We start from the raw sequence: 20,504 nt of genomic DNA, 5'->3' as shown, positions 1-20,504 counted from the left end.
GGGCGGAAACTGCAAGATCGACGGGAGCAGGGGGCGGGGGCGCGGGCGCGGGGGGCTTGGGGCTACTCGGCCTTGGTTAGGCGTAGGGCTAGCTCGGGGCAGACCTTGACGGCCTTGCGGGCGCCCTCGCGCAGCCACGTCGGCACCGGAGTCGGGGGGAAGGCCGGATAGCCGTTGGGGTCGAGTCGGATGAAGTCCGGCACGACGTGCGCGCACAGCCCGTGCCCGTCACAGCGGGACCAGTCGAGGGTCAGCTTCTGCGGGTTGGGGTCGGGGGCGCCGGGCAGCCCCATGACGCCCTTCACCCGCCGGCCGCACCCGTCGCCGGTGGAGTGCAGGCGCAGGTCGTCGGCGAAGACCTCGATGGCGGACAGCGCGAACCGCGCCGTGCCGTCGGGGTGGCTGCACGCCCCGCGCCCCTTCACCTCGCCGGCGGCGGCGCGGACGATGTCGGCGGGCTGGCTGCCGGCGACCGCGAGGTCCACGGCCCGGGCGAGGTCGGGCAGGCCCCGCTTGCACGGCCCGCACTGTCCCGCGGACTCGCCGGCCAGGTAGCGCACCACCTGCGCCGCCTCCCCGAGCGGGCAGGTGTCGGCGGCGAGCGGCACGATGATGCCGGCGCCGAGGGTGCCGCCGACCGCGGCCATCCCCTTGCGGGAGATCTCGGCCCGGTCCGCCGCCTCCGCCGTGATCCACTTGCCGTGGTAGCCGCCGGTGAGGATGCCGGGCCCCTCGGGCACCTCGCAGAGGTCGAGGATGTCCCGCAGCGGGGTGCCGGCCGCGCACTCGACCACGGCGGGCCGGCCGGCCGCGCCGGTGACGGTCAGCAGGACGGTGCCGGGTTCGTCGTCCGTGCCGAGCGCCGCGTACTCGTACGCGCCGAGCCGCGCGGCGACCGCGAGCTGGGCGTACGTCTCCGCGTTGGAGAGCAGTGTGGGCAGGCCGCTCACGCCGGAGTCGCTGGAGCGCTTCTTGGTGCCGGGCGGGATGTGCGGCAACCCGTTGATGCCGTTGACCAGCGCCCCGCCCTCCCCGGAGATGAACCGGTGCGGGACGGTGACCACGCTCGCCGGCACCGGCATCCGTCGCTCCGCCAGCGCCTCCAGGAGCGAGTCGCGCCCCACGCCGTCGTCGGCGACGCCGATCACGATCTCCTCCGCGTCCAGGGCGTACGCGGCCAGGGCCGCGCCGTCGAGGACGAGGTGGGGCGCCCGGGTGAGCAGCACCTTGTCCTTCCAGCTCGCCGGCTCCCCCTCGGTGGCGTTGACGACCACCACGGCGCCCAGGTCCTGCCGCTCGCAGGACTCCAGCACCGCCCGCACCTTCCGGGCGAACGGGAAGCCCGCGCCGCCCTTGCCCTTGAGCTGGATCCCCTCGGCGAGCCGGAGCAGGCCGGCGGGCTCCAGCGGCCGGACGGGCCCGTGCACCTCCTCGTGCGCGGCCAGGTCCAGCCGGCCGAACTCGGCGAAGCCGGCGGTCAGCCGGGGCTCGCCCACGCAGGCCACCGGGGGCACGGTGGTCCGCTTCACTTCGCCTCACCCCGCAGCCCGGCCCAGTACGCCCCGTCCACCGCCTCGGCGTTGGCCCGGCGCCGGCGCGCCGAACGGCCCTCGCCGGCGGCCCGCCGCGCCCGCCGGGACGCCAGGTCCACGAGCGTCGGGGTGTCGTCGGCCGGCACCTCCTCGGGCACGTACCGGGCCGGCGGGCGCCAGTAGTCCGGCTCCTCCGGCACGTCGTCCTCGGCGCTGTGCCGGCCGCCGCCGCTGCGCGGCATCGCGGAGATCGGCTCGGCCGATACCGGCCCCGCCGAGATCGGCCCGACCGAGATCGGTGCCGCCGTCACCGGTTCGGCCGACACCGGTTCGGTCTCCCAGCGACGCGGGCTGGTCCACGGCTCCTCCGGCCGGTCGGCGCCGAGCGTCGCGTACCAGGCGTCGTCGGCCTCGCCGCGGTCCTCGGCGCGCCGGCGGGCCGCCGGTGCCGCGCCCCGGCCGCGCCGGGTCGGTTCGGGCTCCTCGGCACGGCGTCGCCGCGACCGCCGCGCCGGCGACTCGTCGGCGCCTCCCGCCACCGGGGCGAACTCGTCGTCCCGCGGCGGGGCGGGCTCGTACTCCTCCTCGCGGTACCGGGCGGCCGGCCGCGCGTCCCGCGAACGCCGGCCGCGACCGGCCGCATCGTCGGCCCGCCCGCGCCGGCCGCCGGGCTCGGCCGCCACCTCGGCCCGCCCACGCCGACCACCGGAGTCGGCCGCCACCTCGGCCCGCCCACGCCGACCACCCGACTCGGCCACCACCTCGGCCCGCCCACGCCGGCCACCGGGCTCGCGGAGGCTGCCCGGCTCGGGAACCACGGGAACCGTGAACCGGTCGGCGTCCCGCCGCCGGCCGTTCGCCGGCACGGACAGCTCGGCGGTGGCCTGCGCCCACTCGGCCTCGCGCCGCCGCCGGGCGATCTCGGCGGCCCGGGCCGCGCCCCGACGGCCCCACCCGGCCAGGACCGACCGGCCGCGGCCGTCCTCGGCCGGTCGCCCGGCGAGCGCCGTGTTCATGGCGGCGGCCTGCTGCTGCTCGCGGCTGCGCCGGCCGAGCGTGACCGAGAGGCGGACCAGCAGCGCCAGCACGACCAGCACCACGCAGGCCAGGTAGCTCAGCACCACCCAGGAGCTGGCGGGCCGCCCGGCGTTGAGGCCGTGGACGAGGGCGAACGGCCAGGAGACGTACGCCGTCGAGTGCAGCGCCCGCCACAGCCACCTCGGGCCGACGCCGGCGAACCGGGCCCGGACGACCCCGGTCCAGAGCACGCTCACCATCAGCAGGGCGGCCACCGTGCCGAGTCCGACGTAGAGCCCGGCGCCGGAGACGAACGGCACCACGGCGTCGGTGCTCGCCGCCCGGCCCGTGGCGATCTTGGTGAGCACGTGGAACCCGAGCCCGACGACACCGAGGACGCCGGTGGCCCGGTGCGCCGACTGGAGCAGCACCCGGTGCCGGATCAGCAGCACGAGCCGGTCGGTGGCGAGCAGGCCGAGCATGACCGTGAGGCTGAGCGCGACCAGGGTCACCACCCCGGCGAAGAACTCGGTGAAGAAGAAGCCGTACGCGTACGCCCGCTGACCGGCACCGGTCAGCATGACGGCGGCCCACAGCGCGGCGAGCGTGGACACGATCAGCACGCCCACGGCGGACCGGGACGGCGCCCGTACCCCCCGGCTGCTGGTGCTGGTCCGGACCGCCGTCGCCTTCTGGTTCTCCCTGACCCGGGCCATCTGCTCCTCGATCGTCCACGGCGGCGGACCGCCGGCCGACTCCGCTCCCCCCGTCAGTACGGAGCGGGCCCGTGGACGGATCACCGGGGCCGGGGAAGTTTCCCGCGGGATCGAACCGCGCGGTGTCCTCGCGCGTGTAGCGGCACCCGAGCGCCGTCGATAGACGAACATCCATTGACAGTCGCTGCAACACGCTTGTAACCTTTCCGAAAATTTCAGCTCCTGCTGCAAGATTCCGGCAGCAGCCCCCGCTGCCCCGCCCCCGTCCCCCAGGAGTCACCGATGACGCATCGCCGTCGATGCCGCTCGGCGATCCTCGCCGCCGGCATGCTCGCCAGCCTGCTCGTCCCCACCGCCGTGACGGCGCCCCCGGCCGCCGCAGCCCCCACCGGCAACAAGAAGGTGATCGTCCAGCTCTTCGAGTGGAACTGGCCCTCGGTCGCCGCCGAGTGCCAGAGCACCCTCGGCCCGAAGGGCTACGGCTTCGTCCAGGTCTCCCCACCCCAGGAGCACGTCCGCGGCTCCCAGTGGTGGGTGGCGTACCAACCCGTCAGCTACCGCATCGAGTCCCGCAAGGGCACCCGGGCCCAGTTCCAGGCCATGGTGAACGCGTGCCACGCGGCCGGCGTCAAGGTGATCGTGGACGCCGTGGTCAACCACATGTCCGGGCAGGACGCCGGCGGCACCGGGTGGGCCGGCTCGTCGTACGGCCACTACGACTACCCGGGCATCTACCAGACGCAGGACTTCCACCACTGTGGCCGCAACGGCAACGACGACATCGTGAACTACCAGGACCGCTACGAGGTGCAGAACTGCGAGCTGGTGAACCTCGCCGACCTGAGGACCGAGTCGACGTACGTCCGCGACCGGCTCGCCGCGTACCTCAACGACCTGCTCTCCCTCGGTGTCGACGGCTTCCGGATGGACGCCAGCAAGCACATGCCCGCGGCGGACATCGCGGCGCTCAGGGCGCGGCTCTCCCGCCCCGCGTACCTCGTGCAGGAGGTCATCCACGGCGCGGGCGAGCCGATCCAGCCCGAGGAGTACACCGGAAACGGCGACGTGCACGAGTTCCGCTACGGCCGGGACCTGGCCCGGGTCTTCCGGTCGGAGCGGCTGGCCTACCTGCGCAACTTCGGCGAAGGCTGGGGCCACCTGCCCAGCGGCTCGGCGGCGGTGTTCGTCGACAACCACGACACCCAGCGCGACGGCGGGGTGCTCACCTACCGCGACCGGGGCATCTACGCGCTGGCCAACGCCTTCATGCTGGCGTGGCCGTACGGCTCCCCGACGGTGATGTCGAGCTACACCTTCGGCAACCGCGACCAGGGGCCGCCCTCGGACGGCGCCGGCCGCACGCTGAACACCACCTGCTACTCCGGCTGGGAGTGCGAGCACCGCTGGCCGGTGATCGCCAACATGGTCGGCTTCCGCAACGCCACCGAGGGGGCCGGCGTCGCCAACTGGTACGACAACGGCAACAACCACATCGCGTTCAGCCGGGCCGGCAAGGGCTACATCACCATCAACGACGAGGACCACGCCATCACCGGGCGCTCCTACCACGCCGGGTTGCCCGCGGGCCGCTACTGCGACGTCATCCACGGCACCTGGAGCAACGGCTCCTGCAGCGGGCCGGTGATCACCGTGGACGGCAACGGATGGTTCGCCGCCGACATCCCGGCGCACGACGCGGTCGCCATCCACGTCGGCGCCCGCCTGTAGCACCGGACCGGGCGGTCCACCGGCCCACGCGCCGGCCGGACCGCCCGGCCACCCCGGCCCGCCCGGGCCGTGCCACGCCCGGCCGGTGCGCGCGCCGGTCCGCACGGCGCGTTTCGCGGCATCGGCCTGTTCGGGGCGTTGATACCTCGTACAGTGCCTTTGTGTCGTTTGACCGAATGAGCCCTCGGGGCCGTCGGGGCTGGGTCGCCGCCGGCCTCGGCGTACCGGCGCTGCTCGTGACCGCGCTGCTCACCGGCCTGGCCCTGACGCCCCGGGCGGAGCCGGTGGCCCGGCAGGCCGCACCGGCCACGTCCGTGCCCGGGCCCGAGCCGAGCGACGTCGACCAGGGCGCCGAGGAGACCGTGCCGCCCGCCGCGCCGGCGCCGCCCGGGCTGCCGGTGGTCACGTACGATCCCGCGCCCGCCGGCTTCCCGGCCGATCCCGCCACGATGGACACCACCCCGCTGACGGAGGGGCTGCGACCCAGCCGGAAGATCGCGGCGTACGACGCGCCGGGCGGGCGGCCGGTGGCGTACCTCGCCCCGACCATCAGCGGCGTCGACCTCACCGTGCCGATCGCCGAGCGCCGCGCCGGATGGACGGCCGTGCTGCTCCCCTCGGCCAACCGCCGGCTCGCCTGGCTCCCGCCCGGCGGGTTCACGACGGTGCCGCTGCGCGACCAGATCGTCGTGGAGCGCCGCCGCCACCGGCTCACCTGGTACCGGGCCGGGCGGGCGGTGCGGTCGTGGGAGGTGAGCCTCGGCCAGCGCGGGCAGGAGACGCCGCTGGGCCGCACCTTCATCCTGGGCCGCACCCCGCCGCCGCAGGACGTGTACGGCGGGGTGGACATCTTCGCCCTCGGCTCGGTGCCCGACGACCCGGACGCGGTGCCGACCGGCCTGCGCGGGGCGCACATCGGCCTGCACACCTGGTACCACGACGGCGAGTTGGGCGAGAACACCACGAACGGCTGCATCCGGCTGACCCGCAGCGGGCAGCGGGAGCTGCTCGCCGAGGTACGCCCCGGCAGCAGCGTCGTGGTGGTCGAGGAGCTGCCCGAACCACCCCCCACGGCCTGAGCGCCCCGCCCCCGCTCCGTCCGGCGCGAAGGACCGGGACCACAGCGCCGGCGGGCGGGTTCAGTCGCCCAGCAGCCAGCCGTTCTGCTCGGCGATCCGCACGGCCTCGGCCCGGTTCCGGGCGCCGGTCTTGCCGATGGCCGCCGACAGGTGGTTGCGCACCGTCCCCTCCGACAGGTGCAGCGCGGCGGCCAGGTCGGCGACCGTACCCCCGTGGCGGGCCGCGCGCAGCACGTCGGTCTCCCGCTCGGTGAGCGGGCTCGCGCCCGTGGCCAGCGTCTCCGCCGCCAGCGTCGGGTCGACCACCCGGAGCCCGGCGTGCACCCGGCGCACCGCCTCGGCGAGCTGCCGGGCCGGGGTGTCCTTCACCACGAACCCGTTGGCGCCAGCCTCCATGGCGCGCCGCAGGTAGCCGGGGCGGCCGAACGTCGTCACCACCAGCACACGGCAGGTCGGCAGCGCCGCGCGCAGGGCGGCGGTGGCGGCGATCCCGTCGAGCCCCGGCATCTCCACGTCGAGCAGCGCCACGTCCGGCGCGGTCCGCCGCGCCTCGGGCACCACCTCGTCGCCCCGGCCCACCTCCGCCACCACCGTGAGGTCCGGTTCGAGGGAGAGCAGCGCGGCCAGCGCGCCGCGGACCAGCGCCTGGTCGTCGGCGAGCAGCACCCGGATCGGCTCGCTCACCGGGCACCCGCCGGCAGGCCGACCCGCAGCACGAAGCCGGGCCCGTCCGGGCGCCGGCCGACGGTCACCGTGGCGTCGAGCCGCTGCGCCCGCTCGCGCAGGCCGACCAGGCCGTGTCCGGCCGTCGCGGCCTCCGCCGTCGGGCCCCGCCCGTCGTCGCTGACCTCCACGGCGTCCGGGCGCACCCGGACCGTGCAACGCCGTGCTCCGCTGTGCCGGACCACGTTGGTCACCCCTTCCCGTACCGCCCACGCGAACAGTTGGTCCCGCTCCGGCGGCAGCGCCGGCAGCTCGGCCGGCAGGTCGGCGGCGATGCCCGCGGCGGCCAGCGCGGTACGGGCGCCGGCCAGCTCCTCGACCAGCCGCACGTCGCGGTACGCCCCGACGGTCCGCCGTACGTCGGCCAGCGCCGCGCGGGCGAGCTGCTCGACCTCGGCGATCTCCGTGGCCGCCCGGGCCGGGTCCACCTCCACGAGCCGTCCCGCCAGCTCGGCCTTGATCGCCACCACCGTGAGCGAGTGGCCCAGGATGTCGTGCAGGTCCCGCGCCGTCCGGGCCCGTTCCTCGGCGACCGCCAGCCGGCGGATCTCCTGTTGCGCCGCGCGCAGTTCGCCGTTGCGCTGGGCCAGGGCGGACACCCCGAACATGGCGAACGAGGCGAGCAGGACCGCGAAGACGATGGTGCTCTCCGTCGCCCAGGCGGGCACCAGGTAACTCAGCACGACCGGCACCAGCACGGCCAGCACCACGACGACCAGCGCCCACACCCGGGGCAGCAGGAACACCGCGGCCGCGGCGACGAAGACCAGCGTGGTCATCCAGTCCCCGTCGGTGCCCGGGATGCCGAGCACGCCGAGGGCGAGCAGCCCCAGCAGGCCCGCCACGGCCGGCGCCGGCGGGATCGGCCGGTTCCGCTGCCGATGCGAGCGGGCCCACTCGAACAGCAGCACGTACGCCACGCCGAAGGCGATCAGCGTGCCCACGCCGAGCGCCCTGCGCCAGATCTCGTCCTGGCGCAGGGCGGTGGCCAGCGGCACGTTGAGGAAGAACAGCCAGACGGCGGCCAGCAACCAGCCGAGGAGCCGCCACTTGCGGCCCACCGGCTGGTACGGGCCCGTCGTCATCGCGTCCACGCTAGCGGTCGGCGCGGTCACACCCGCGCGGTGTCCCGGCGGAACAGCCGGGCGGCGCCGACCGCGAAGACGACCGTCCACACGGCCAGGTTGGCGATCGCCCCCGTGCTCACCCCGTCGCCGGTCAGCGGGGCGCGGGCGAGTTCACCGACGCCGTAGACCGGGGTGAACCGCGCGACGTGCTGGAGCACGTCGGGCAGCACCTCGAGCGGGACGAAGAGCCCGCCGAACATGGCCAGCACGGCCAGGATCGGGCCGATGAACTGCATGACGTTCTCCGCCGGGAACAGGTAGCCGACGAAGAGGCCGAAGGCGGCGAAGACGAGCGAGCCGAGCCAGGCGCCGAGGCCGGTGAGCAGCCACACGTCGGCGGACAGGCGTACGCCGGCGGCGGCGCCCACGGCGAACTCGACGCAGACGGCGATGAGGCCGAGGGCCATCGCGGTGACCACCTTCATGGCGACGTACGCGGTCGGGCGCAGCGGCGTGAGCCGCAACTGCCGGCTCCAGCCCAGTGCCCGCTCGGTGGCGACCGCGGCGCCGATGCTGGTGGTGGCCACCATGGCCGCGTACACGGCCAGGCTGACCATGATGTACGCGATCACCGAGTTGCCGCTGTCGAGCTGCTGCCCGCGCTGCGGCAGGCCGAAGATGAGGAAGAAGACGGCCGGCATGATGAGCGTGAACGCGAGCGTGCGGCGGTTGCGCAGCACCCGGCGCAGCTCGATGCGGAGCGCGGCCGGGGAGAACCCGCCGAGGGCGGGCGGCCGCCGGTCGGCCTGGACGCCGCGGTCGGTGGCGGTAGTGGGCAGGGCGGTGGTCATCGTCAGGCTCCGGTCTGGTCGGTCGTGAGGGCGAGGAAGGCGTCCTCGAGGTTGCGGGAGGTGATCTCGACGTCCCGCGCCTCGGTCCGCGTGAGCAGGTGCCGGGCGATCCGGTCGGAGTCGGAGGTGTGCACGAGCACGCTGTCGCCGCGTACCTCGACGGCGTCGACGCCGGGCAGCGCGGCGAGCGCGGCCTGGTCGGCGCCGGGGAGGGTGGCCCGGACGAGCCGCCCGGCGGCCAGGTTCTTGATCTCGGCGGTGGTGCCGTCGGCGACGATCCGCCCCTGCCGGACGAGCACGATCCGGTCGGCGTACGCGTCGGCCTCGTCGAGGTAGTGGGTGGCGAAGATGACGGTCCGCCCGGACCGGGCGTCGTGCCGCAGCGCCTGCCAGAACTCGCGCCGCCCCTCGACGTCCATGCCGGTGGTCGGCTCGTCGAGCACCATGAGGTCCGGGTCCGGCAGCAGGGCGAGCGCGAAGCGCAGCCGCTGCTGCTGGCCGCCGGAGCAGCGCCCGACGACCCGGTCGGCGATGTCGGTGATCCCGGCCCGCTCGAGCACCTCCTCGGCGGAACGGCTGTGCCGGTAGAAGTTGGCGGTCAGCCGCACGGTCTCACCGACGGTCAGGTCCTTGAGCAGCCCGCCGGTCTGGAGCACCGCGGCGACCCGGCCGCGGGCGATCGCGTCCGCCGGGCTGCCGCCGAGGATCCGCGCCGACCCGGCGTCCGGGCGGGCCAGGCCGAGCAGCATGTCGATGGTGGTGGTCTTGCCGGCGCCGTTCGGGCCGAGGAAGGCGACCACCTCGCCGGGCTCGACCCGCAGGCTCAGCCCGTCGACGGCGGTGACGGCGCCGAAGGTCTTGGTGAGGCCGCTCAGCTCGACGGCCGCGTGCGTACTGGTCATGGCAGCCATGCTCCGGCGGGCCCGGTGCCCGCGCCCCGAGCGGCCGTCACGTTCCGGCCATGACATTTGTCAGGGCGGGGGCGACCTCGGCCGCCCCCGCCCGTCGGGTCAGTGCTGGCCCGGTTCCGGCTCCCGGGCCTGCCTGGGCAGCAGGAACGCCGCCGCCACCGTGACCGCGAGCAGCGCGGCCTCCACCCAGAGCGTGGCCCGGACCGCGCTGCCCGCGCCGTCGTCGGGCAGGCGGGCGAAGAAGACGGTGCCGAGCAGCGCCACGCCCAGCGCGCCGCCGAGCTGCTGCACGGCGGTGAGGGTGCCGGAGGCCGAGCCGGTCTCGGCCGGTTCCACCCCGGAGAGCACGATGTCGAAGAACGGGGCCATCACGAGGCCCATCCCGAACCCGACCACGAGCAGCGCCGGGACCAGCCGCCACGGCGTGACGTCCGGGCCGGCCAGCCGCAGGGTCAGCAGCATCCCGCCGACGCCGGCGAGCACGACGAGCAGGCCGGCGTGGATGAGCGTACGGCCGAGCCGGCGGGCCAGGCCGGCGCCGGCGATCACGAAGGCGATCACCATGCCGAGCGCCTGCGGCACTCCGGCCAGGCCGGCGTGCAGCGGCGAGTACCCGAGGCCGAGCTGGAGGTAGAGGCTGAACACCAGGGAGAAGCCGGTGAGGGCGGTGAAGAACGCCAGCCCGGCCACGAGGCCGCCGGTGAACGCCCGGCGCCGGAACAGCGTCGGCACGACGAGCGGGTCGCGGCCGGCGCGCTGGCGGCGTACCTCGTAGCGGGCGAAGATCGCGAAGACGACGGCCGCGGCGGCGAGCATGGCGAACATCCAGCCCGGCCAGCCCTGCTCCCGGCCCTGCACGAGCGGGTAGACGAGCAGCACGGCGCCGACCGCGACCAGCCCGACGCCGGGCAGGTCGAGCCGCGAGGCGTGCGTCGAGCGCGACTCGGGCAGGAAGCGCAGCGCCCCGAGCGTCGCGAGCAGCCCGATCGGCAGGTTGATCAGGAAGATCGCGCGCCAGCCGGTGCCCGCGATGTCGGCGTCGACCAGCCAGCCGGCGAGGATGGGGCCGCCCACCGCGGAGATCCCCATGACCGGGCCGAACGCCCCGAAGGCGGCGGCCATCTCCCGGGGCGGGAAGACCTCCTTGATGATGCCGAGGCCCTGCGGGATGAGCACCGCGCCGAACAGGCCCTGCGCCACCCGGGACGCGACAAGCATGCCGGGGGCGACGGAGAGGGCGCAGAGCGCCGAGGCGGCCGTGAAGCCGAGCACCCCGACGAGGAACATGCGGCGGCGGCCGTAGAGGTCGCCGAGGCGGCCGCCGGTGACCAGGCCGACGGCCATGGCGAGCGTGTAGCCGGCGCCGAGCCACTGGATCAGGGTGGCGGAGCCGCCCAGGTCGGCGCGGATCGCCGGGCCGGCGAGGTTGGTGACGAGAGCGTCGAGGAGGTCCATGGCCTCCGCGGCGAGGATGACGGCGAGGGCGAGCCACCGCCAGCGGTACGGCGCGGGTGTGGTGTCGGTGGGTGGGGCGACGCCCGTCTCCCCCACGGCGGCCTGGGACATGGGATCTCCTCGAAACCAGAGTCGAACACTGTTCGTTAACGAACACTGTTCTATCAACGAACAGTGCTCGTCGGCAAGTACGATGTTCGTGTCCCCGACCCGGAGGTCCCCGTGAGCGAACTGCCCGACCCGCCCTGGCGCACCCCGTCCCGCGGCCGCACCCGCCGCCCGCTCAGCCAGGAGGCGGTGGTGGACGCGGCGCTGGCCGTCCTCGACCGCGAGGGTCTGGGCGGGCTGAGCATGCGGCGGGTCGCCCAGGAGCTGGGCACCGGCCCGGCCTCGCTCTACGCGCACGTCTCCGGCAAGGAGGAGCTGCTGGAGCTGCTCCTGGACCGGGTGAGCGCCACCATCACCGTCCCCGAACCGGACCCGCGGCGCTGGACGGAGCAGATCAAGGACGTGGCCTGGCAGGCGTACCGCGTGTACGCCGCCAACACCCACCTCGCGCTGGCCTCCCTGGCCACCATCCCCACCGGCCCCAACGCGCTGCGGGTCACCGAGGGGATGCTGGCCATCCTGTTCGCCGGCGGCGTGCCGCCCCAACCGGCGGCGTGGTTCCTCGACCGGCTCTTCCTCTACATCGCCGGCGACGCGTACGAGGGGGCACTGTTCGGCGAGAAGGTCCGCGCCTCCGGCAAGGACGTCGAGGGGTACTGGACGGGGATGCTCACGCAACTGCGCGAGTACTACCTCAGTCTGCCGGCCGAACGCTTCCCGCACACCCTCGCGAACCTGGACGCCCTGATGGCCGGCGGCGGCGACGAGCGCTTCGCGTTCGGCCTCGACCTGCTCGTGCAGGGCGTGGCCCGGTACGCCGAGCCCGCCTGACCGCCCCGCGCACGAGCGCTCCCACCCGCGGCAGGCGCGGCCGTGGCCCTGCGCCGCCGGGCGCGTCCTCGCCGCGGGACGGCCGCGCACCACCGGCACCGGACCGGCCGGCAGGATTCCCGCCGCGCGAGCCGGGTAACCGCCGGTCCGCACGCGGACACGGGGAGGGGACGCTCATGGGCAGCGCGCCGCAGGGGGACGCCGACACCGTCGTACTGATCCACGGGCTGTGGATGACTCCCCGCAGCTGGGAACACTGGGTCGACCGCTTCACCGCCCGTGGCCTGCGGGTGCTCGCGCCCGCCTGGCCCGGCATGGAGGGCGAGGTCGAGCAGCTGCGCGAGGATCCCACCCCGATCGCCGGGCAACGACTCGGCCGGATCGTCGACCACTACGCCCGTACCATCCGCGGCCTCATGCGCCCGCCGATCATCATGGGCCACTCCTTCGGCGGGCTCGTCACCCAGATCCTGGTCGGCCAGGGGCTCGGCGCGGCCGGGGTGGCCATCCACCCGGCCCCGATCAAGGGCGTCGTCAAGCTGCCCCTGAGCACCCTGCGCTCGGGCTTCTCGATCCTGCGCAACCCGGCCAACCGGCACCGGGCCGTGCCGTTCACCCAGGACGACTTCCACTACGCGTTCGGCAACACCATGAGCCGGGCGGACTCCGACCGGGCCTGGGAGCGCTACGCCGTCCCCGGCGCCGGGCACGTGCTCTTCGAGTCGGTCTTCGCCAACCTCGACCCCAACTCGGCGGCCGAGGTCGACACCCGCCGCGACGACCGGGCCCCGCTGCTCCTGATCGCCGGCGGCGCCGACCACGTGATCCCGCCGGGTGTGGTGCGCAGCAACGCGGCCCTGTACACGAAGTCCCGGGCGCTGACCGCGTACCACCCGTTCCCCGGCCGGTCCCACTTCACCGTCGGTCAGGACGGCTGGGAGGAGGTCGCGGACTACGCGCTCGACTGGGCACAGCACGCGGCCGCCATGCCCCGCGAGGCCACCATCTCCAGCGAGAACCCCCGCCGCTGACGGGAGCCGGACCGCCCGTCTCCGCATGGCGGGGCGCTCACCGGGTACCACCGGACCATGAGGGCGAGTTTCCGGCTCGGCCGGGTCGCGGGTGTACCCGTCGGGGTCAACTGGAGCGTCCTGGTCATCTTCGCGTTGATCTGGTGGGGCCTGTCCGCCAGCCAGTTCCCCCGTTCCTACCCGGACCGTCCGGTGATCCTGTACGTCCTGTCGGGGCTGGTCGCGGCCGTGGTCTTCTTCCTCGGGCTGCTGGCGCACGAGGTGTCCCACGCCATCGTGGCGAAGAACAACGGCCTGGAGGTCGGCGGCATCACCCTCTGGCTGTTCGGCGGGGTCGCCGAGCTGCGCGGCGAGGCGAAGAGTCCCGGCGCGGAGCTGCGGATCGCCGGCATCGGCCCGCTGGTGAGCCTCATCATCGGGGTCGTCTTCGGCGCGTTCGCCATCATCCTGGCGCAGGTCGGGTACCGCGGGCTGCTGCTCGGCGTGCTGGCGTGGCTGGCCGGCATCAACATCCTGCTGGCCGTGTTCAACGTCCTGCCGGCGGCCCCGCTGGACGGCGGCCGGCTGCTGCGGGCGGGGGTCTGGCGCTGGACCGGCGACCGGACGAAGGCGTCGGTGGTGGCGGCGCGGGCCGGCTGGGTGCTCGGCGCGCTGCTCATCGTCGTGGGCCTGTGGCAGTTCATCGCCGGCCGGGGCTTCGGCGGGCTCTGGCTGGCGCTGATCGGCTGGTTCCTCATCGGCGCCGCCGGGATGGAGGAGCGGCAGGCCCGGATGGGCAGCGCCCTCCAGGGTGTCCGGGTGGCCGACGTGATGACCCCGCAGCCGCAGACGGCCTCGGGGGACATGACCGTCGCGGACTTCGTCGACCACTACCTGTTCGCGTACCGGCACTCGGCCCTGCCGCTCACCGAGGACGGGGGCCGGCCCGTCGGCCTCGTGACCCTCGACCGGGTACGCGGCATCCCGGCCGACCGCCGGCCGGCGACCACGCTGGCCGAGGTGGCGTGCCGGGAGGAACAGCTCGTGCTCGCGACGCCCGACGAGCCGCTGAACGAGCTGCTGCCCCGGCTCAGCGAGTGCGCCGACGGGCGCGCCCTCGTGGTCACCGAGGGCAGGCTCGTCGGCATCGTCTCCCCCAGCGACATCAGCCGCGCGGTGCAGCACGGCAGCCTCCGCGACCAGATGGCCGACCGACCGGGCTGATCGGTCAGCGCGGGAAGTACCGGTCGAGCAGCGCCGTCCGGAAGACGCCCTCCGGGTCCATCCGGCGCAGCAGGTCGGCGAAGTCCGCGTACCGGGGGTAGGCGGCGGCCACCTGTTCCGGGGCCATGTCGAAGACCTTGCCCCAGTGCGGTCGGGGCCGCCACGGCGCCAGCCGCTCCTCGACGGCCGCCACCACGGGCAGCACGGCGTCGGCGTCGTCGATCCACGTGAAGTGGACGGCGAGGCTGTCGCGGTCGTGGTTCGGGCTGAGCCACAGCGGGTCGGCCGCCACCGCGCGCAGCTCGCAGATCTGCAGCACCGGGGCGATGAGGTGCGCGATCGGGTCGAGCGCCGCGAGCACCTCGGCGGCCGCGGCGCGCGGCACGTGGTACTCCGACTGCAACTCGTCGCCGCTGCTCGGGGTGAAGCCGAGCCGGAAGTGCGGCAGCCGCTCGTGCCAGGGCCCGGGCACGCCCAGCTGTGGGGTGCAGTTCTCCGCCGGCATGCCGGGCACCGGGTGCAGGGGCGCGCCGGCCGCCGTCGTACCGAGCCAGCCGGCCGGCGGCGCCGGCTGGCCGGCCCGCTGCTTGCGCCACACCTGGTTGATCCGGGGGGTACGCCAGTCGGTGAAGAGGCTGACGCTGTACGCCGAGGCGAACGCCGGGTCCAGCTCCTCCCGGGGCAGGTCGAGGTGGACGTACTGCCGGATCTCGAAGGCCGGCACGAGGTCGAGGGTGACCCGGGTGACGACGCCGAGCGCGCCGAGGTTGACCACCATGCCGGCGAACGTGTCCCCGTCGGCGTCGCGGTCGACGCGCAGCAGGTCGCCGTCGGCGGTGACCAGTTCGAGCCCCGCCACGGCGCTCGCCAGGTTGCCGTTGCCCTCCCCCGAGCCGTGCGTGCCGGTGGCGACCGCGCCGGCCACCGAGATGTGCGGCAGCGAGGCGAGGTTGGCCAGTGCCCACCCCTCGGCGTGCAGGTGGGTGGCCACGTCCCCGTACCGCAGGGCGGCGGCCACCGTGACGCGCCGCCGCTCCCGGTCGATGCTGATCTCCGGCGGCAGCCCGGCCAGGCTGACGAGGGCGCCGTCGGTGTCCCCCAGCCGGTTGAAGGAGTGCCCGCTGCCCACGGCCCGCACCCGCCGGCTGCCGGCGACCAGCCGCCGCAGCTCGTCGACGCTGGTCGGCCGGTGGTACGCCCGGGCCGAGTACCGCACGTTCCCGGCCCAGTTCCGCCGGGGCACACCGCCGCCGGTCGCGGCACCGTCGGCGGTCACGGCGCCGGCGGCTGTCGCGCTGCCCGGCACGCTCGCGGCCGGCACGGGCGCGTCCGGTGCGACGGCCTCCACCTGACGCGGTACGGCGGGGTCGGTGCGTTCGTGGGTCACGTGCTCGGCTCCCGATCGGTCGTGCGGTCGTCGGCGAGGGCGGCGCTGAGCGACCGCAGCGCCTCGTCGACCTGTGCGGTGCTGTAGCCGCGGGCGGCGACCGTGAGACCGGCCGCCCGGGCCTGCTCGACGGCGGCGCGGGCCGCCTGGCGTTCCGGCGCCCCACCCCAGGCCAGAGCCTCCTGCCCCTGGCGGATGAGGCGGTCGACGGGGCTCGTCTCGTAGCCGCGCAGCCCCATCGTGAGGTCGTCGACCGGGAAGGCGGCCCGCCGGCGGGCGAGCAGGTCGACGAACCGCTCCCCGCCGTGCCGGGCCAGCGCGGCGGCCACATCGTCGGGCCTCTCCCGCACCTGGCCGAGGTCGAGCAGCTCCACCGCGGGACGGCCGTCGACGGGGTGCCGCGCGGTGGACGGCGCGTCGAGGGCCACCCCCGGGGCGGGCACCATCAGCAGGCGGGGCGGGGCCGGGACGCCCGCGACGGGCGGCGGCGCGTCGAGCACGAGCGCCTGGATCTCCGTCCACCGGATGAGCCGGCGCAGCCCCGGCCGCCGTACCGTGATCCCGTCCGGCCCGATGCCGAACCGGAACGGACGCAGCGCGCCGAGCAGCACCACACCGCCCAGGGCCACGGCGCCGATCGCCACGAGGTTGCGCAGCAGCGACCGCTCGCTCGGCAGGGCCAGCAGGACCACGCCGCCCAGTACGCAGACCGCCGGCAGCACCAGCGAACCGTGGTTGCGGCGCAGTTCCACGTCCTGACCCCCGTCCTGACCGTGGTCGTCGGTGTGCGCATCCTCCCGGCGGGCCGGCCGGTGCGGCACCCGCCGATCGGGCACGGTTGGCACCGGCATCCGGGGGAACCCTACGCCCATGAGCAGTCACCGACTCCCGCGACGTTCCGGGGGGTTCCCGGACGCGTCGTCGCCCGGGCCCCGGCCCACGCCGGCGCCCCCGCCGGCCCCGACGCCGGTGCCGACCCCCGCGCCGCCGCCCCGGCGGGAGCGCCGTCCGGGCGGTCAGAGCTTCGACATCACCTCGGCGGCGACCAGCTCGATGTGGTCCAGGTCGCTCAGGTCGAGCACCTGGAGGTAGATGCGCTGGCTGCCGACGGCCGCGTACTGGCCGATCTTGTCGACGATCTCCGCGGGCGTGCCGGCGAGGCCGTTGGCGCGCAGCTCGTCCGGCTCCCGGCCGATGGCCGCGGCCCGGCGGGCCACCTCGGCGTCGTCCCGCCCGCAGCACAGCACCAGCGCGTTCGACCAGCACAGCTCGGCCGGGTCACGGCCGATCTCGGCGCACGCCGCCCGGACCCGGTCGAACTGGGCCGCCGAGTCCGCCACCGAGGCGAACGGCAGGTTGAACTCGTCGGCGTACCGGGCAGTGAGCTGCGGGGTGCGCCGGCGACCCATGCCGCCGAGCAGGATCGGCGGGCGCGGGGACTGCACCGGCTTCGGCAGGGCCGGCGAGTCCGCCACCGGGTAGTAGCGCCCGTCGTAGCTGAACGTATCGCCGCGCGGCGTCGCCCAGAGGCCGGTGATGACGGCCAGCTGCTCCTCCAGCCGGTCGAACCGCTCGGCCAGCGACGGGAAGGGGATGCCGTACGCGGTGTGCTCCTCGGCGAACCAGCCGGTGCCGATGCCCAGCTCGACCCGGCCGCCGCTCATCTGGTCGACCTGCGCCACGGTGATCGCCAGCGGGCCGGGGAGGCGGAAGGTCGCGGCGGTCATCAGGGTGCCCAGCCGGATGCGGCTGGTGTCGCGGGCCAGGCCGGCGAGGGTCGTCCACGCGTCGGTGGGGCCCGGCTCCCCGCTCACCTCACCCATCTTCAGGTAGTGGTCGGAGCGGAAGAACGCGCCGTAGCCGGCGTCCTCGGCGCAGCGGGCCACGGCGAGCAGGTCGTCGTAGGTGGCGCCCTGCTGGGGTTCGGTGAAGATCCGCAGTTCCATGCCCCGAGCATATGGAGCCGGTCCGGGCGCCGCCCGGGCGACCGGCCACTCGGGCCGGCGCCACGGCACGCCACCGGCGGGGCCGGCGGCACACCGGCGCACAGCCCCGGCCGCCCGTCGACGACCTCTCAGACCTGGCCCAGCCCGGCCTGCCGGGCCCGCTGGATCGCCTGGCCTCGGTCGGCGACCTGGAGCTTGGTGAGCACGTTGGAGAGGTGGTTGCGCACGGTCTTCGGGCTCAACGTGAGCCGGCGGGCGATGACCACGTTGCTCAGGCCCTGGGCGACCAGGTCGAGCACCTCGCGTTCCCGGTCGGTGAGTTCCGGGAACGGCACCGGGCCGGCCGTGCGCGCCCCGGCCAGGAAGCCCACCGCCCGGCTGGCGATCACCGGGCCGAGCAGCACCTCGCCGTTGGCGACCGCCCGCACGGCGCGCTCCACCTCGGCCGGCGCGGCGCCCTTGAGGAGGTAGCCGCGGGCGCCGGCGCGCAGTGCCGCGAAGACCGAGTCGTCGTCGTCCAGCATGGTGACCACGAGCACGCCGATGTCCGGGTGCCGCCCGACGATCTCCCGGGTCGCCTCCACGCCGGAGCGCCCGCCCAGGTGCAGGTCCATGACCATCACGTCGGGGCGTACGGTGTCGGCGACCCGCAGCGCGCCGTCCGCGTCCGCCGCCTCGCCGACGACCCGCAGCCCGGCCGTGGACGACAGCAGCGCGGTCATGCCCAGCCGGAACACCGGGTGGTCGTCGACGACGGCCACCCGGATCTCGTCCGCGCCGCCCGCGCTCACGACGGCACCGCCGCCGGACGCGCGACCGCCGCCGGGTCCGGGTCGCCGGCCACGGCGCACCGGTCGTCGGGGACGTGCACGGTCACGACGGTGCCACCGGCGGGGCCCGGGCCGATCCGGCAACTGCCGCCGATCCCCTCGGCGCGTTCCCGCATGGACAGCATCCCGATGCCGGTCGGCGCCCCGGACGGGATGCCGCCGCCGTCGTCGCCGACCCGGACCGTCACGCCGGAGGCGTCCCGCTCCACGCTGATGTCGCAGTTACGGGCGCCGGAGTGCCGGTACGCGTTGGCCATCGCCTCGGCGACGATCCCGTAGACGGCGGTGGCCACGGGCTCCGGCAGCGGCAGGGCGGGCGCCGCCACCCGCACGGTGAGACCGGACCGCTCGTACCGCTGGGCCAGCTCGTGCAGCGCGGGCGCCAGACCGCGCTCGCCGAGCACCGGGGGGAGCAGGTCGCGGGCCAGGTCGCGGATCTGCTCGACGCCCTGGTCCAGCTCGTCCCGCAGGCGTTCGAGCAGGTGGCCGGCCGCGGCCGGGTCGGTGGTGAGCAGGTTGCGGGCGGCCTGGAGGCCGAGCGCGACGCCCGCGAGGGCGGGGCCGAGCCCGTCGTGGAGATCGCGGCGCAGCTTGCGGCGCTCGGAGTCACGCGCGTCGGCCAGCCGCGCGCGGGAGGCGACCAGCGCCCGGCTGGTCGCGGCGAGGCTGGCCGCCGAGGAGACCACCGGCACCAGGTCCACGAGAGCGGCCCTGGTCCGCCCGTCCAGCCGCTCGCCGGCCGGGGCCCACGCGGTGAGCCGGCCCACCTCCCGGTCACCGCGACGCAGCGGCAGGACCAGGGGCTCCCCCACCGGTCCGGCGGACGCGTGGTGGGCCGTGCACGGCTCCGGTCCGTCCACGACGATCCCGCAGGCGCCGAGGCGGAGCAGGTCGGTGAGGCTCTGCGCCACCCCGGTCAGCACGTCGGCGGGGTCCTCGGCGGCGCTGATGCGGTGGCCCACGCGGCGTACGACGCCGAGGGGCTCGGCCGCGGCGCCGTGGATCAGCCGGTCGACCCAGCGCTGCACCCGGATCCGGCCCGGCTGCACGCCGGCCGCCACGAGCGCGGTGACGAGCACGCCGGGCACGGCCGGGGTGGTCGGCAGCAGCGCGTCGAGCGCCGAGACTCCCAGCACGTACGCGGCGACCAGCAGGAACGTCATGAGGAACCAGACCAGGGTGCGGCGGACGGCGATCTCGATGCCCCAGAGCCGTTGCCGCAGCACCACCGCGAGGACGGCCGCGGGGAAGAACGCCTGTGAGGCGAGCATCGCCGTGGGCGCCAGCCAGTCGGCCAGGTGCGCGGCCGGGCCGGCGGGCAGCGCCACCGGACCGAAACTCAGGGCGAGCAGCACCGTGCCGACGGCCAGCCAGCCCAGACCGACCCGCTCGGTGGCCGGGCCGGCCCGCCAGCGCCACGCCACCCCGGCGGCGGCCACCAGGCCGAGCAGCGGCACGGCCGCCATCACCACCGGCTGGACCGCCACGATGAGGTCCGCCCAGGCGGCGCTGCGGATCGGCAGCGGCGCGCCCGGACCGGCGGTCGGGCCGGGCCACGTGAGCTGGAACAGCTCGAAGGTGGCGACGACCAGCGTGCCGGCGAGCACCGCTGCCCGGGCGGGCCGCGGCAGCCGTCCCTCCCGGACCAGCCAGGGCAGGACGACGATGAGCGAGAGCATGCCGGGCGCCCAGGCCCAGTACTGCGCGGAGGTGAGCAGCACCGGGTCGGGCAGGGTCGGATGCACGGTGAGGAGGTCGGCGTACTGGGCGCTGAGCGCGCTGACCCCGCCGCCGACCCCGGTGGCGGCCAGCAGCCACGCCACCGGGTGACCGCGGCGCAGCAGGATCAGCCAGGCCACCGCGCCGTAGACGGCGCAGTCGGTGAAGTCGACAAGGAAGTACAGCTGGGACAGCCCCCACGGCCGGCGGGCGGCCGCCCAGCAGACCGCGGTGGCGACGACGAGGAGCGCGCACCCGACGAGAACCGACCACGCGGCGGCCGGGTGGCGACGGTCGCCACCGGCCGCCGCCCGGTCCGCGGCGTCCGGTCCGCCCGGCTGAACTGGCATGCCCGGAATCCTGGCAGCCG

General features: G+C 75.4%; 17 protein-coding genes. 5 read left to right on the top strand and 12 right to left on the bottom strand.

Going from position 1 to position 20,504, the window contains the following annotated elements; genetic code table 11:
• Positions 1–62: 62 nt before the first annotated feature.
• Both D7I43_RS21460 and D7I43_RS21455 read right to left on the bottom strand, forming a co-directional pair.
• Entirely contained in the window at positions 63–1,529 is a 1,467-nt protein-coding gene (locus D7I43_RS21460; RefSeq protein ID WP_120330335.1) for an NADH-quinone oxidoreductase subunit NuoF family protein, read from the bottom strand.
• Positions 1,526–3,265, bottom strand: coding sequence for a CPBP family intramembrane glutamic endopeptidase (locus tag D7I43_RS21455; RefSeq protein WP_120330416.1), 1,740 nt, complete (start codon positions 3,263–3,265; stop codon positions 1,526–1,528). The genes D7I43_RS21460 and D7I43_RS21455 overlap by 4 nt, the downstream gene beginning before the upstream one ends.
• A 282-nt stretch (positions 3,266–3,547) precedes the next feature.
• On the opposite strand from D7I43_RS21455, the gene D7I43_RS21450 reads away from it, so the two are divergent.
• Both D7I43_RS21450 and D7I43_RS21445 read left to right on the top strand, forming a co-directional pair.
• Positions 3,548–4,993, top strand: coding sequence for an alpha-amylase (locus D7I43_RS21450; protein WP_120330334.1), 1,446 nt, complete (start codon positions 3,548–3,550; stop codon positions 4,991–4,993).
• A 161-nt stretch (positions 4,994–5,154) separates the two neighbouring features.
• Positions 5,155–6,072 carry a L,D-transpeptidase gene (locus D7I43_RS21445; RefSeq protein ID WP_120330333.1) on the top strand — a complete coding sequence of 306 codons (918 nt, stop codon included), beginning with the start codon at positions 5,155–5,157 and terminating at the stop codon, positions 6,070–6,072.
• Positions 6,073–6,132: 60 nt separating this feature from the next.
• On the opposite strand, the gene D7I43_RS21440 is transcribed toward D7I43_RS21445, so the two are convergent.
• The 5 genes from D7I43_RS21440 to D7I43_RS21420 form a co-directional block, all read right to left on the bottom strand.
• Positions 6,133–6,756: a response regulator transcription factor gene (locus D7I43_RS21440; RefSeq protein ID WP_120330332.1), complete on the bottom strand. Its 624-nt coding sequence runs from the start codon at positions 6,754–6,756 to the stop codon at positions 6,133–6,135.
• Complete coding sequence (locus tag D7I43_RS21435; protein WP_147427277.1) at positions 6,753–7,880, bottom strand: sensor histidine kinase; 1,128 nt, start codon at positions 7,878–7,880, stop codon at positions 6,753–6,755. The genes D7I43_RS21440 and D7I43_RS21435 overlap by 4 nt, the downstream gene beginning before the upstream one ends.
• Positions 7,881–7,906: 26 nt before the next feature.
• Positions 7,907–8,713: an ABC transporter permease gene (locus D7I43_RS21430; protein WP_120330330.1), complete on the bottom strand. Its 807-nt coding sequence runs from the start codon at positions 8,711–8,713 to the stop codon at positions 7,907–7,909.
• A 2-nt stretch (positions 8,714–8,715) separates the two neighbouring features.
• Positions 8,716–9,615, bottom strand: coding sequence for an ABC transporter ATP-binding protein (locus D7I43_RS21425; protein WP_120330329.1), 900 nt, complete (start codon positions 9,613–9,615; stop codon positions 8,716–8,718).
• Positions 9,616–9,723: 108 nt separating this feature from the next.
• On the bottom strand, positions 9,724–11,190 hold the full coding sequence (locus D7I43_RS21420; RefSeq protein WP_192902224.1) for an MFS transporter: 1,467 nt from the start codon (positions 11,188–11,190) through the stop codon (positions 9,724–9,726).
• A 111-nt stretch (positions 11,191–11,301) separates the two neighbouring features.
• Between D7I43_RS21420 and D7I43_RS21415 the strand changes: the two genes are divergently transcribed.
• The 3 genes from D7I43_RS21415 to D7I43_RS21405 all read left to right on the top strand — a co-directional run bounded on the left by D7I43_RS21415 (position 11,302) and on the right by D7I43_RS21405 (position 14,252).
• Positions 11,302–12,018, top strand: coding sequence for a TetR/AcrR family transcriptional regulator (locus D7I43_RS21415; protein ID WP_120330414.1), 717 nt, complete (start codon positions 11,302–11,304; stop codon positions 12,016–12,018).
• 176 nt (positions 12,019–12,194) lie between these two features.
• Positions 12,195–13,049 (top strand): alpha/beta hydrolase, encoded by an 855-nt coding sequence (locus D7I43_RS21410; RefSeq protein ID WP_120330328.1) that lies wholly within the window; start codon positions 12,195–12,197, stop codon positions 13,047–13,049.
• 57 nt (positions 13,050–13,106) lie between these two features.
• Positions 13,107–14,252 (top strand): site-2 protease family protein, encoded by a 1,146-nt coding sequence (locus tag D7I43_RS21405; RefSeq protein WP_120330327.1) that lies wholly within the window; start codon positions 13,107–13,109, stop codon positions 14,250–14,252.
• Positions 14,253–14,256: 4 nt separating this feature from the next.
• Here the strand turns inward: D7I43_RS21405 and D7I43_RS21400 are convergent, their stop codons facing one another.
• The 5 genes from D7I43_RS21400 to D7I43_RS21375 all read right to left on the bottom strand — a co-directional run bounded on the left by D7I43_RS21400 (position 14,257) and on the right by D7I43_RS21375 (position 20,484).
• On the bottom strand, positions 14,257–15,495 hold the full coding sequence (locus tag D7I43_RS21400) for an FAD-binding protein (protein ID WP_120330413.1): 1,239 nt from the start codon (positions 15,493–15,495) through the stop codon (positions 14,257–14,259).
• A gap of 140 nt (positions 15,496–15,635) precedes the next feature.
• Positions 15,636–16,490, bottom strand: a complete 855-nt coding sequence (locus D7I43_RS21395) for a hypothetical protein (protein WP_120330326.1) — start codon at positions 16,488–16,490, stop codon at positions 15,636–15,638.
• 165 nt (positions 16,491–16,655) lie between these two features.
• Entirely contained in the window at positions 16,656–17,585 is a 930-nt protein-coding gene (locus D7I43_RS21385; protein ID WP_120330324.1) for an LLM class F420-dependent oxidoreductase, read from the bottom strand.
• A 128-nt stretch (positions 17,586–17,713) separates the two neighbouring features.
• On the bottom strand, positions 17,714–18,376 hold the full coding sequence (locus D7I43_RS21380) for a response regulator (protein WP_240033085.1): 663 nt from the start codon (positions 18,374–18,376) through the stop codon (positions 17,714–17,716).
• Positions 18,373–20,484: a sensor histidine kinase gene (locus tag D7I43_RS21375; protein WP_120330323.1), complete on the bottom strand. Its 2,112-nt coding sequence runs from the start codon at positions 20,482–20,484 to the stop codon at positions 18,373–18,375. Before D7I43_RS21375 ends, D7I43_RS21380 begins: the two co-directional genes overlap by 4 nt.
• Positions 20,485–20,504 lie beyond the last annotated feature (20 nt).

Origin of the sequence: Micromonospora globbae, from assembly GCF_003610785.1 — a bacterium.
GTDB classification, from domain to species: domain Bacteria; phylum Actinomycetota; class Actinomycetes; order Mycobacteriales; family Micromonosporaceae; genus Micromonospora; species Micromonospora globbae.
The sequence above is the reverse complement of the archived record's forward strand: the minus strand, read 5'-3'. Positions and strand labels throughout refer to the sequence as shown.